This window comes from Mycolicibacterium vinylchloridicum (genome assembly GCF_013404075.1).
Taxonomy (GTDB): domain Bacteria; phylum Actinomycetota; class Actinomycetes; order Mycobacteriales; family Mycobacteriaceae; genus Mycobacterium; species Mycobacterium vinylchloridicum.
In genome coordinates this window covers 26724-39266 of the sequence record NZ_JACBJQ010000025.1, presented here as the reverse complement: position 1 = coordinate 39266, position 12543 = coordinate 26724, and the positions used below count along the sequence as shown (strand labels likewise).

Annotated in this window: 12 protein-coding genes; 3 read left to right on the top strand and 9 right to left on the bottom strand. The window is 65.6% G+C overall.

The window, feature by feature from the left end; genetic code table 11:
• Positions 1-39: 39 nt before the first annotated feature.
• Together HPC46_RS20555 and HPC46_RS20550 are read left to right on the top strand one after the other, a co-directional pair.
• Complete coding sequence (locus HPC46_RS20555; protein WP_179473294.1) at positions 40-471, top strand: nuclear transport factor 2 family protein; 432 nt, start codon at positions 40-42, stop codon at positions 469-471.
• Positions 468-1052, top strand: a complete 585-nt coding sequence (locus tag HPC46_RS20550) for a TetR/AcrR family transcriptional regulator (protein ID WP_325096717.1) — start codon at positions 468-470, stop codon at positions 1050-1052. The genes HPC46_RS20555 and HPC46_RS20550 overlap by 4 nt, the downstream gene beginning before the upstream one ends.
• Positions 1053-1058: 6 nt before the next feature.
• Here HPC46_RS20550 and HPC46_RS20545 read toward each other — a convergent pair whose 3' ends face one another.
• Genes HPC46_RS20545 through HPC46_RS20505 form a run of 9 tightly spaced genes read right to left on the bottom strand, consistent with a single transcriptional unit; the run spans position 1059 to position 11052 of the window.
• Positions 1059-3449 carry a CaiB/BaiF CoA transferase family protein gene (locus tag HPC46_RS20545; RefSeq protein WP_179473292.1) on the bottom strand — a complete coding sequence of 797 codons (2391 nt, stop codon included), beginning with the start codon at positions 3447-3449 and terminating at the stop codon, positions 1059-1061.
• Positions 3450-3453: 4 nt separating this feature from the next.
• Positions 3454-4446 (bottom strand): enoyl-CoA hydratase/isomerase family protein, encoded by a 993-nt coding sequence (locus HPC46_RS20540; RefSeq protein ID WP_179473290.1) that lies wholly within the window; start codon positions 4444-4446, stop codon positions 3454-3456.
• Positions 4439-5587: a M24 family metallopeptidase gene (locus HPC46_RS20535; protein ID WP_179473288.1), complete on the bottom strand. Its 1149-nt coding sequence runs from the start codon at positions 5585-5587 to the stop codon at positions 4439-4441. The genes HPC46_RS20540 and HPC46_RS20535 overlap by 8 nt, the downstream gene beginning before the upstream one ends.
• Positions 5577-6845 (bottom strand): M24 family metallopeptidase, encoded by a 1269-nt coding sequence (locus HPC46_RS20530; protein WP_179473371.1) that lies wholly within the window; start codon positions 6843-6845, stop codon positions 5577-5579. Before HPC46_RS20530 ends, HPC46_RS20535 begins: the two co-directional genes overlap by 11 nt.
• Positions 6846-6870: 25 nt before the next feature.
• Entirely contained in the window at positions 6871-8040 is a 1170-nt protein-coding gene (locus HPC46_RS20525) for an amidohydrolase family protein (protein ID WP_179473286.1), read from the bottom strand.
• A 40-nt stretch (positions 8041-8080) separates the two neighbouring features.
• Positions 8081-9322 (bottom strand): cytochrome P450, encoded by a 1242-nt coding sequence (locus tag HPC46_RS20520; RefSeq protein WP_179473284.1) that lies wholly within the window; start codon positions 9320-9322, stop codon positions 8081-8083.
• Positions 9323-9325: 3 nt separating this feature from the next.
• A complete protein-coding gene (locus HPC46_RS20515) occupies positions 9326-9520 on the bottom strand; it encodes a ferredoxin (RefSeq protein WP_179473282.1) in 195 nt (64 codons plus the stop codon).
• Between the two features lie 4 nt (positions 9521-9524).
• Positions 9525-10190 carry a TetR/AcrR family transcriptional regulator gene (locus HPC46_RS20510; RefSeq protein ID WP_179473280.1) on the bottom strand — a complete coding sequence of 222 codons (666 nt, stop codon included), beginning with the start codon at positions 10188-10190 and terminating at the stop codon, positions 9525-9527.
• Between the two features lie 46 nt (positions 10191-10236).
• Positions 10237-11052, bottom strand: a complete 816-nt coding sequence (locus tag HPC46_RS20505) for an SDR family NAD(P)-dependent oxidoreductase (protein ID WP_179473277.1) — start codon at positions 11050-11052, stop codon at positions 10237-10239.
• A 298-nt stretch (positions 11053-11350) separates the two neighbouring features.
• On the opposite strand from HPC46_RS20505, the gene HPC46_RS20500 reads away from it, so the two are divergent.
• On the top strand, positions 11351-12532 hold the full coding sequence (locus HPC46_RS20500; protein ID WP_325096716.1) for a cytochrome P450: 1182 nt from the start codon (positions 11351-11353) through the stop codon (positions 12530-12532).
• The last annotated feature ends 11 nt before the right edge of the window (positions 12533-12543 follow it).

The window sequence follows — 12543 nt, the reverse complement described above, 5'->3', positions numbered from 1 at the left end:
GGCATTGCCGGATTTCTTACAAACCAGTAAGTTGGCCGCATGACCGTTATCAGCCCTGCCGCGATTTCCGATCCGAAAGCAGTCGAGGACTTCTGCCTGCGATGGGCGACCGCGTGGAACGATCACGACGGTGACGCGGTCGCCGCGCTGTGCGCCGAAGACCTCGTTTACGACGAGCCCGCCCTTGGCGAGACGGTGCACGGGCGTGACGCCATCAAGGGCTTCGTGACCGAAATGGCACGGGCCTTCCCCGACAACACGTTTGCCCTTGAGGGGTTGTTCGCCGACGTGCACCGGCGCGCCGTGCTGGTGGCGTGGAAGTTCACCGGCACCTTCGCCCGTTCCGGCCGGGTGGTCGAGTTCCACGGTGATGATCGCCTGGAGTTCGGCGAAGACGGACTGATCACCACCTACCGGTGCCTCTACGACAACGACCTCGTCAAGCGCCAAATCCGCGACTCGGACCGGTGACGGCGCAGGCACCTCGGGTACACAAGCCCGCAGCGGTCCGCCGTCAGGAGATCATCGGCGCCGCCGCCGCGGAATTCGCCGAAAACGGCCTGGCGGGAACGCGTCTGGAAGCCATCGCGGCCCGCGCAGGGGTCTCCCATCCCCGCGTCGTGCAAATGTTCGGCTCCAAACGCGCACTGTTCCTGGACGTCGCCGCGTGGGTCTTCGATCGCGTGACCGAAGCGTTCGTCTCCACGGCGGCCGCACACCAGGAGCAATCCGGACCGGTGCTCGTGGCGCTCGGTGACGCCTACCGTCGGCTGCTGCAATGCGACCGCACCGTCGCACTCGTGATGCTGCACGCCTATGCCGCGACCGGCGACACGGTCGTGCGCGAGGACGTCGCCGCGCGCTATCTGGCGTTGCAACACAAGGTCACTGAGCTCACCGGGGCGGACGCAATGGGTGTTCGCACGTTCTTCGCCACCGGCCTGTTGGTGACCGTCTCGACGGCGCTGGCGCTGCCGGGCACACGCGCCGACGCCGAATGGGGCGGCTGGCTGCTGGAACTGGTCACCCCCGCTGTCACCAGGCGCCCATAGTTTTCCTTACGCGGGCGAGGTACCAATCACTCCGCCCGCCTGCAGCGCGGCGATCTCGTCGGCCGACAGACCGAGTTCGGTCAGTATTTCGTGGTTGTGCTGGCCGAGCAGGGGTGCCGACGATCTGTGTACGGGCCGCGATCCGCTTGAAAGCTTGAACGGCATCGTGGTGAACCGGGCCGCCGCATTGACCGGATGCTCCAGCACTTCGAAGAACCCACGCGCGGTGAGCTGTTCGAGTTCGGGCTGCCGGTGGGGTTGCATCACCTTGGCGACCGGCACCCCAGCAGGCCACAGGGCGGCGACGATCTCGTCGCCGCTGCGCTCCCGGCACCAGGCGCTGATGAAATCGTCGATGAAGTCCTCGCGGGCACGGCGGCCACCGGCGGTGGCCAGGTCGGGATCGTCGGCCCAGTCCGGATCGCCCAGTGCGTGACGTAGTGATCGCCACTGCTCGTCGGTGGCGACGGCGATGGCGACCCAGGAGTCGTCGCGGCCGAACTCGTCGATCTCGTTGGTGAGGTAGAGGTTCTGCGGCGATGCGGTCGGCCCCCTGTTGCCCGCACGCTCCAGAACCGCACCGTAGGCGGTGTATTCGATGATCTGTTCGGCGGCGATGTTGAGCGCCGCGTCCACCATCGCCGCCTCGATCAGCACGCCCTCGCCGGTGCGCCTGCGGTGCTCGAGCGACAGCAGCACGGCATTGAGCGCGTGCAGTCCGGCGTTGGGATCACCAAGGGAGTACGGCTCGTACGGATTCCGGTCCGGGTAACCGGTCAGCCAGCTGATACCGGCCGCCGCCTCGATGACGTAGGCGAAGGCCGGGTTGTCCCGCCACGGACCGTCGAGCCCGAAGCCGGGCATGCGGACCATGACAATGTCGGGCCGGATCTGTCGTACCGCGGCGTAATCGAGGCCGAGAGAATCGAGGACCCGCGGGGTGTAGTTCTCGGCGACCACATCGGCGGTGGCGATCAACTGGCGCAACAGCTCCCGGCCCCGCTGAGTGCCCAGGTCGAGCGTGACGTCCTTCTTGGTGGTGTTCAGCGCCGCGAAAATCGGCTGCTTCTCCCACCACTGGCCTTCGGTCATCGGGACGCCGGCGATCATCCTGGTGCCGTCGGGACGGCGGGCGGACTCGACGTGGATCACCTCGGCGCCCAGCAGGGCCATCAGATGAGTGCACGACGGTCCGGCCCAGAATGTGGTGAGGTCGACCACGCGAATCCCGCTCAGCGGCAGCCTATCTGCTTCCACCCCGGCTTGCCGCGGGTTCCGTGGCGCGTTCCGGTAGTGATCGGTGTGTTCCCCCAGTCGCGGTGCGAGTGCCGGCGGACGTAGCTCGACGCCGGCGATCCGATAGGGATGGGCCGGCTGCCGGAAGCCGGCCGGGTGACTGACGAACGATCCACGGGCAACGAAGTGTTCGAGCGATTCGACGTTGTCCGGGGTGGCCACCGGGGCGTTGGGGATGCGAAAGGCCGTCGCCAGGTCGCGCACCTCGTCACCGGTGCGTTCTTCCATCCAGGTGTAGAGCTCAGCGGCCTTCTCGTTGGCCTGTTCGGTGATCGTGAGTGGCGCGTCCTCGTCGATCCAATCCTCGTGGCCGGTCATGGCACACAGGTCGAACCATTGCTGGGCGGTGCCGCAGCCGACGTCGACCAGCCCGTCCTTGACGCGGGCGATTCCCGGCACGGTCAGCTTCCGGGCATCGCGCCACGGCCGGCCCAGCATCTCGAAGTAGGTCACCGGGTAGTAGGTCAGGCCCATGACATGGCTTTCCAGCATCGACAGGTCGATGAGCTCACCGCGCCCGCCGCCGAGCACCCGCATCCATGAGGCCAGGATCGCGGCGCTGGCGTACGACCCCGACAGATAGTCTCCGACTTGTCCGCCGACGTAGACGGGCGCGCGATCGGGTGCCCCGCGGCCCAGCCCGACGATGCCGCCAGACCAGGCCTGCAACGTGAATTCCGTTGCGGGACGCTCACTCCAGGGGCCGTGCAACCCGAACGGCGTGATCGCGGCGACGATCAGGTGTGGATGCGCGGCGTGCAGTGCGGCCGGAGCCAGCTGGTCGGCCAGTGCTGAGCCCGGTGACCACACCACGGCGTCCGCCGAGGCCAGCAGGTCGGTCACCAACGCCAGGTCGCCGGCCACGGTCGGGTCGGCCACCACGCTGCGTTTGCCGCCGGCCAGGAAGCTGAACAGCGCGCCGTCCTCGCCCTGGCCGATCGACGCACCCGAGGCAGACCATCGCCGAAGCGGGTCCCCTTCGGGGCCTTCGACTTTGACCACTTCCGCACCCCCGTCGGACAGCAGTTTGGTGCAGTAGCCGCCGGGGATACCCGTCGACAGGTCCACCACGACGAAACCGGTCAGGGGTGAGTCGGCCATCGCGCTACTTCTTCTTCTTGGTCTTGGTCTTGGTCTTGGTCTCGGTCTTCTCGCGGCCGGATTTCGACAACCGCCACTGCGGCGGGAACTTGCTGTCGTTGTCCTTCACCGCACCGGCAAGGCCGGTGTCGAGACCCTCGTGCATGTCGAACTCGTCCTCGTCGCGGGCGGCGACGCCACCCAGCGACTCGAAGGTGCTGCCGAGCAGGCTGCCCAGGTACTCACCCTGGAACTGCTTGAACACCTCGAAGAACATCTTCTGCTGAAACACGGTGTCGGTTGGCCTGTTTCGCGCGCACGCCAGCGCATACTTCTCGACCTCAGCTTCGAGTTCCTCGCGCGGCACGACGCTGTTGAGGAAGTTGCACCCGTACATCTCGTCGGCGGTGAACGGTCGGCCGGTGTAGACCATCTCCTGGAACTTGCGGATGCCCATCATCTGGGTCCACCACCACATCCGGGGACCCCAGCCGTAGTAGCGGAACGACGGATGGCCGAACAGCGCATCGTCCGACGAGATCACCAGATCGGCGTCGGCCGCCTGGTAGAAGTGCCAGCCGTAGCAGTAGCCCTTGACTTCCAGGATCGAGATCTTCTTGAAGTCCTGCAGAGTCCGGATGCCGGATTGCGGGCTGGCATACCAGGCACCCACCGATGCGCCGCGCCGATAGGTCCCCCTGGGCGGGTATTTCACCTCATCAGGCGCCATCCGGAACTCCGAGAGCCGCGGCCCGTCGTCGGGCGCGTTCTGCAGCTCCATGAATTCCGGCAGATCGGCACCGCTACCCAAGTCCTCACCGGCACCGCGGATCACCAGGACCTTCACCTGGTCGTCGACGCCTGCCTGATAGAGCAGGTCCGAATACCGCAGGCGCGCAGCGGCGGTCGGCGCGTTGAGGTAATCGGGCCGGTTGAAGGTGATCGTGGCGATCTTGGTCTTCGGGTTCTTCTCGTAGAGGATGATCTCCTCCGCCGACGGGCGCTTGGCCTCAGCCATTGCTCGTAGCGACGCTCGCCGCGGCGCTCCACGCCGGACTAGACGTCAGGACCTCGCATCCGTCGGCGGTGATCAATACTGCGTCGCGGGTGATCACCGATCCGACCGACTCCGCCCAGACATGGGCGGTGACGGCGAGCACCATCCCTTCCTCCAGCAGTTCGGCGTCGGCAGTGGCCCGCAGTTGCGGCGAGACGACCGGCGGGTCGAATCCCAGACCGAGGCCGTGCGCCACCGGCATGACCGGTAGCTGCTCACCGGCGCGGGCGTAGGCATCCAACAACGCGCTCGTCGCCATGCCGGGCCGGCACGCCTCGACCAGACTGTCCCACAGGGCATCTCGGCGCCGGTAGAGCCCGCGCACGGCATCGGTCGGCTCGCCGACGTAGAGCGTGCGGGCCACCTCGGCGACATATCCGTCGGCCAGCACCCCGGCCGACAACACCACCAGGTCACCCTCGCGTATCACATCACCGCCCTCGGCGCGGCGCCACGGATGCTCCTTCGACGTCACCCAGGCGGCCTCCTGGGTTGCCGGGGTGCTCACCCCACCGGCGGCCTCCGCCTCCAGCACCGCAGCGGTGATGGCCTTCGTGGTGGTCCCCGGACTCAAAGCAGCCACACCCGTGGCCAGGCCCTCCTCGGCGATCGCCAGTGCGTGCCGCAACGCCTGCACCTCCTCGGGAGTCTTGACCCGGCGGGCAGCCTGCATGGCCTGCTCGGCGTCCACCAACTCCGCGTTCGGGAACGCCATCGGCAACAGTTTGGCGAAAGTCGGTGTCAGGGCGTCGGTCCCGACTCGACGCGCGGTATCGGCGCCCTTGATGCCCTTCAGTATCTCGACCAATGTCATTGGGTTCCACGCGAACCCGTACAGATTCTCGTGCGGGATCTCCTCGGGAATGCCCTCATCCCACGTGCTGTTGAGATGGATCTCGCCGGTGGCGCGCACAAATTCGCAGATCGGCCCGAAGGGGCGAGTGCCCACGACCCACAGCTGCGGGGCTCCGGAAATGTAGCGGACGTTGGCCTGACGACCGAGCACCAGCACGTCGAGGTCGAAGACCTCCATCTGGGCCAAGGCGCGCTCGCGACGGCTGAGCCGCAGCGCCCGGCCATCGGCCTCGATCTCAATTCCCATTGGGCACCTCGTACGGATCGTATGGATAGGCGGTGAGCGGCATCCAGCCGCCATCGGTGACGACGACGATTTCCTCGCCTCGATAGCCGCCGGTGCCGTCCTCCCACACCACCGGCTCGAACACCAGCAACATGCCGGGCGGGAAGACGAAGTTGTCGTCCCATTCCTGGCCGAGATCCGTTCCGATCATCGGCATTTCGGCCGCACTCGTGCCGATCCCATGACCGAGGTAGAAATGCGGCAGCCACGGCTTCACCCCGCCGGCGGCGGCGATCGCCGCGCGGCCGAGGTCGCCACAGGTGGCGCCGGCCTTGGTCACCGCCAGCACCCCGTCGACAACCCGGCTCCATTTCTCGAACTGGCGCTGCTGTGCCTGGGTCGGTTCCTGACCGACGATCCAGGTGCGCCCGTGGTCGGAGCAGTAGCCGTGGTAGGAGATGGACACGTCGGTCCACAACACGTCGCCTTGTGCCAGCTCACGCTCGGTCGTCAACAGCGGTAGGGCGAGATCGCCGGTAGTGGTCCAGGTTCCCTGCGCCTTCGAGGTGGGCATGACCTGCCAGATCGAGTCGAACATGTTCGTGGTCGCGCCGAGTTCGAATGTGCGACGGACGAATTCGGCAGACAGGTCGATCTGACGAGCACCGGGTGCCAGGGACTTCGCAATCTCGGCGACGGCCAGTTCGGTGATCTGGCAGGCGCGCCGGATGCAGGCTATCTGGTCGATGGTCTTGACCAGCTTCGCCGCACCGATCACCGGGGCCGCGTCCACCGGCGCGCTGGGGAACAGCGCACTGCCGGCTCGTCGCATCGCCCCGGTCAACTCATCGGTCGCAATCGTCGCACCCGCCGGGACCAGTCCGGCCAGGATCTTCGCGAATTCCGCTACACCTTCGGAGAATTCGAGATAGACGGGCCCATGCAGATGATCATCGGGCAGGCCGGACTCCATCACCGCGCCCTCGCGGAACGGCAGGAACAGGTGCGGGTGCTCGTCGTCAGCCAGGACCACCGCCACCGGTCGCTCGACATGCGACAACCCGGCGTCCGCCAGCGGCCAGCTGATACCGGTGGCGTAGATGACGTTGCCGTTGCCCAGTAACACCAGTGCGTCCACGCCCTGATCGGCCATCGCGGCATGCAGCCGCGCGCCGACTTCGCTGCGCATCCGGGCGAAGTCGGGCTCGGCCGGGATGTCCAGCCAGGTGTACCCGGTCCGGGCGATCTGAGTGACGCCGGAATGGGTCGACGTCGTCAGATCCATGATTCGCTCGCAAGCTCGCTCATGCGATCCCCAGGAACTTCTGCACGTTGGTGCTGACGATCTTCACGGCGGCCTCCGGACCCACCGCCTCCACCACGGATGCCAACGACTTCTCCGAGTATCCGAAGGTGCTCTCGTTGTGTGGATAGTCCGACGACCACATCACGTTGTCGACGCCGATCTGGTCGATCAGTTTCAGTCCCAGCGGGTCGACCATGAACGACGCGCTCATGTGCTTGGACCAGTAGTCGCGCACCGGTTGCTTCAGCTCGTGGTTGAACATGTGCCGATAGGAGGCCAGCATGTGCTCGGCGTCCTGCAACGCGGTGGGCACCCAGGCGATGCCCCCTTCGAACCAGCCGACCTTCAGGGTGGGATGCCGGTCGAGGATTCCGGAGAACACGTACTTGGCGAACTGCTCGCGGAACGAGTCGACGTTGACCATCATGCCGACCACCACGCTGTTGTTCTGGCACGGAGTCTTCGGTGGCGTCTCGCCGATGTGGTGGCTGACCGGTACGCCCGATGCTTCGATCTCGTCCCACACGGCGTCCATGTCGGTGCTGCCGTAGTCGTAGATGTTGCCGTCGTCGTCTTTACCGGGGTTCAGCGGCAACAGGAATGTCTTGAGTCCGAGCGATTTGAGTTCGGCGAGGGTGGCCCGGGTTCCAGCGGGGTCCCACCAGTTGATCAGCCCGACGCCGTAGAAGTGACCGTTGGAGCGCTCCTGCAGCTCGGCGATGTGCTCGTTGTAGATCCGGAACACCCGCTCCCGCAGCGCTTTGTCCGGGTAATGAAACAAGGCGAGCACAGCGTTCGGAAAGGCGAGTTCCTTGTCTATGCCATCCTCTTTGAGCTCGCGGATGCGGGCCTCGATGTTGTTCGACGCCGCGCCGGCGAGGTCGTCGTACTGCATGAGCACCCGGCCGAAGTCACCGCCGGTCCAGGCCTTGCCCTTCATGCCGACCATGTAGGCGCCGTCCTCATACCAGATGCGCGGGGCAGCACCCTTGAGTTCCTCGGGGAACCGGTCGTAGAAGATGTCGTCGGCCACCGAGATGTGGTTGTCGGCCGAGAAGATCTCGGTCCCGGCCGGAAGGCCCACGACCCCGCCGGTGGAATGGCCGTGGCGGTTCTTGGGCGCACCGAAACCTTCGGGCGGATAGAGCGTGGCTGTTGGGCTGGTCATTCTGGTCTCCAATCGGGCTGTGGAAAGTGCGTTCGGGTGGCTACCAGGTAACGGGGACTTCGTAGACGCCGTAGGCGAGGTGGTCTTCCGCGAACGGCACCTCCTCGAACGGGATCGCCAATTTCATGGTGGGCATGCGGCGCAGAACGGTGGGAAACACGATCTGCATTTCGGCACGGGCCAGCTGCTGGCCGACACATTGGTGCCTGCCGTAGCCGAATCCCAATTGCTGGCTGGCATCACGGGTCAGGTCCAGCGTGCCGGGGTCGGGGTACATGGCGGGATCCCAGTTGGCCGGGGCCAGATCCAGGATCACGCCCTCGCCGGCCTTGATGGTCTCTCCGCCGATCTCGATGTCTTCGAGGGCCACCCGGCGCTGGCCGGTCTGGATGATCGACAGGTACCGCATCAATTCCTCGACGGCGTTCGCGATGAACTTCGGATCGTCCGAATCACGAAGCAGCGCCGCCTGTTCGGGGTTCTCCAGCAGCGCCAGCAGACCGAGCCCGATCATGTTGGCGGTGGTCTCGTGCCCGGCGATGAGCAAGCCGGTGCCCAGCTGCGCGGCTTCCTTGACGTCGATCTCGCCGGCGGTGACACGTTCGGCGAGATCGGAGATGGCGTCCTCGGCGGGCTCTTCCTGCTTCTTACGGACCAGGTTGATCAGGTACTGGTGCAGAGTCATCGCGCCTTTTTGCATGGCGTCGGCCGCGGCGTAGCGGGCCAGGCCGGCGTTGGCGTGCTCCTGGAAGAACTCGTGGTCCTCATAGGGCACGCCGAGCATGTCGCTGATGACTCGGGTCGGCACCGGCAGGGCGAGCTTCGCGACCAGGTCGGCGGGCTGGGGTCCGGCCAGGATCCCGTCGATACATTCGTCGGTGACCTGCTGGATGACGTCGCGCAGCGTCTCCACCCGGCGGAAGGTGAACGGCTTGGACAGCATCCGCCGGAACCGGGTGTGCTCCTCGGCGTCGGACGTGAACACCGAGCGCGGCCTCTTGTCGACCGTGGCAAGCATGTGTCCGTTCCAATGCGGGAAGCCCGGCTTGCGGTCGTCGACGCTGATCCGTGAATCGGCGAACAACGACCGGGCCGCTTCGTAGCCGGTCACCAGCCACGGGGTGCTGCCGTCCCAGATCCGCACCCGCGACAGCGGCTTGGTCTCGTTCATCGTGAGCAGCTCAGGCGGCGGGGCGAACGGGCAGCTCGCCGCACGCGCCATCGGATAGTCCGGCACGGCCGCGGCCGCCTCGGTCGGGTCAGACGTCAGTGTGTCCGACATACTTCACTCCTCGACGTAGATGGCTTGCGCGGGACAGGCTGCCGCGGCTCGGCGCGCGTTGTCTTCCTGATCGGCCGGTGGCTCGGTGGTGAGTAGGACGACGACCCCGTCTTCGTCGCGCTGGTCGAAAACCTCGGATGCGTTGAGCACGCACTGACCCGAGGAAACGCACTTGTCCTGGTCGACGGTGACCTTCATCGTGTTAACCCTGTCGTGTCACGGGGGCCAGCCACAGCCCGACGATCGCGTCGACAAGCCCGGAAGCGGCTGTCCGCCAATTGGTTAGGGGCAAAGAGGAGCCCTGCGCGAGGGCCCGCTCGTATTCCGCGCAGGTGTGGATCAGCAAGTTGCGGCCCATGATCTTGCGTTCCGCGCGGACGTGGGCCGGCAGGTCGGGCAGGCATCGGTTGATGCCCTCGAGCACGGTGACCAGGGTCGGCAAGGTGAGCGCGTCTCGGCTGACGGTCTGCTGGTAGGCCGGGTCGGCCATCACCTGCGCAGCGAACCGCGCGTACCAGGTCGGGTTACCCATCGCAGTCAGATGATCGGTCAGCGGAAGCACCAGACACTCCACCCACTCGCGCAGCTCGGAGTCGTCTGCCATCGCCGCCACGCGGTGCTCGCGCAGCCTCTCCACCGGAATGGCGTGCTTGTGCTCGATCGCGCGGACCAGATCCATCTTGGTGCCGAAGTGGTAGCCGACGGCGGCGTTGTTTCCCTGCCCCGCGGCCTCGCTGACCTGGCGATTCGACACCGCGAAGACGCCGTGTTCGGCGAACAGCCGCTCGGCGGCGGTGAGGATCGCCTCACGGGTCAGACTGGCCCGATCAGTGCGGGCACCCCGAGAAGGAGAAGTTGCGGTCGTCATCGGTGGCCAGTCAACTCGGTGATCATGATTAAGTCAAGCGATTGATTTAAGAATCCTGAAGCTTCTTTTTCTTCGGGACCGGCTTGCCCGCCGCGGTGCCGCCGTCGACCGGCAGAACCGTGCCCGTCACATAGGGCGAACGGTCGCCGGCGAAGAAGAGAATGGCCTCAGCCACGTCTGCCGCGGTCCCCTCCCGCTCCAGCGGCCGGTCGGCCCGCATGGTCGCCCGGATGCCCGCCTCGAACTTGGCGACCTGCTCGGCGTCCATGCCGTGGGCGGACTTTGACACGATCGCCGTCCGGATATGGCCCGGCGCAAGGCAGTTCACCCGGACCTCGTAGTTCGCCAGTTCGATCGCCGCGCATTTGGTGAAGTGGATGACCGCTGCCTTGGACGCCCGGTAGGTCATCACCCCGCCGCCGGCCTGGATTCCGCCTATCGACGTCAGGTTGATGATCGATCCGCCGCCGGAGGTCTTCATATGCCGGGCGGCGTCGCGCGTGCCGGCCATGACGGCCTTCAGGTTGATGTTCATGATCGTGTCGAAGTCGGCGAGATCGTCGTCGAGGAAAGTCCGGTGCATCCGGCCCGAGACACCGGCATTGTTGACCATCACGTCGAGTCCGCCGAACTTCTCGACCGCGGTGTCGATCAGCGCGGTGATCTGTTCGGTGACCGCCACATCAGTCGGCAGGAACAGCGCGTCCGGATGGGTACCGGCCAGCGCCTGACCGTTCTCGGTGTCGATGTCGCCGAAGACGACGGTCGCGCCTTCGGCGAGAAACCGTTCGACGATGCCGGCCCCGAGGCCCGATGCGCCGCCGGTGACGACCGCGACCTTGCCTGCCAATTCGTTGCCCATGACGGCCCAATCCCTCTCGTCTGCACGCCGATCCGGTGCGCGTACGCAGTCAACTCGCTGTATCCGACCGAAGTCAAGCGATTGATTTAAATGCGGTATGGACGCACCCCCGAAGAAGCCACGGCACTATCGATCACGCGAACGCCAGAACCGATTAGCGCGCCTAAACGAGCGAGTTGAGAACCAGGTTCTCTCACTTGGCCAGCAAACCTCACACATTCCGCACACGGCATTGACACCTTTTGAACGGAACTGCAATTGTTGCTCACACCCAATGGCCCATGGGAGGAACATCCTGGTGACCGTCAGTGCCGACACAGACCTGCATTACGACCCCTACGACGTCGAACAGAACATCAATCCGTATCCGATGTTCGCGCGCCTGCGCGAGGAAGCGCCGCTGTATTACAACCCCGAGCTCGACTTCTATGCACTGAGCCGGTTCGACGACGTCAACAAGGCTGTCATCGACCACGAAACGTTCATCTCGGGCCGCGGGGCCCTGCTGGAAATCATCAAATCCGGGATGGAAATTCCCACGGGCACTTTGATTTTCGAAGACCCGCCGATCCACAACATCCACCGCAACCTGTTGTCGCGAGTGTTCACTCCTCGCAAAGTTGCCGCGCTGGAGCCGCAGATCCGCGAATTCACCACGCGGTGCCTGGATCCGTTGGTCGGCACCGGCCGGTTCGACTTCGTCAACGACCTCGGCGAGCAGATGCCGATGCGAGTGATCGGGATGCTGCTCGGCATCCCGGAGGACCGGCAGCGCGCGATCACCGACCACGGTGAGGCAACGCTGCAGAAAAAGGAAGTCGATCTCCTGGCCACCGGTGAGGTGTTCGCCGAATTCATCGACTACCGCCGCGAGCACCCGTCGGACGACATCATGACCGACCTGCTCAATGCCGAGTTCGCCGACGAGACGGGCACCGTGCGGCGGCTGCACCGCGAAGAACTGTTGCTCTATTTGACGGTGATCGCAACCGCGGGCTCCGAGACCACGACACGCCTGATCGGCTGGGCCGGAAAGACATTGGCCGAATACCCGGACCAGCGCCGGGAGCTCGTCGAGAATCCAGCTTTGATCCCACAGGCGGTCGAAGAGATCCTGCGCTGGGAGCCGCCTGCTTTGCAGATCGCCCGCTACGTGGCTCGCGACACCGAGTACTACGGACAGACCGTCCCGGAGGGCTCGGCAATGCTGATGCTCGTCGGAGCGGCCAACCGCGACCATCGCCGGTTCGCTCCCAACGGCGACGTATTCGACATTCACCGTGAACTGAAGTCGCACATGACCTTTGGGGCGGGCACTCACTTCTGCATGGGTAACGCGCTGGCGCGGATGGAGGGGCGCATCGCGCTCGAAGAAATCCTCAAGCGCTTCCCGACGTGGGAGGTCGACTGGGCAGGCGCGGTCAAATCCCAGACCACTGCGGTCCGCGGCTGGGACGCCATGCCGACGATCATTCCCTGACATCCACCAAC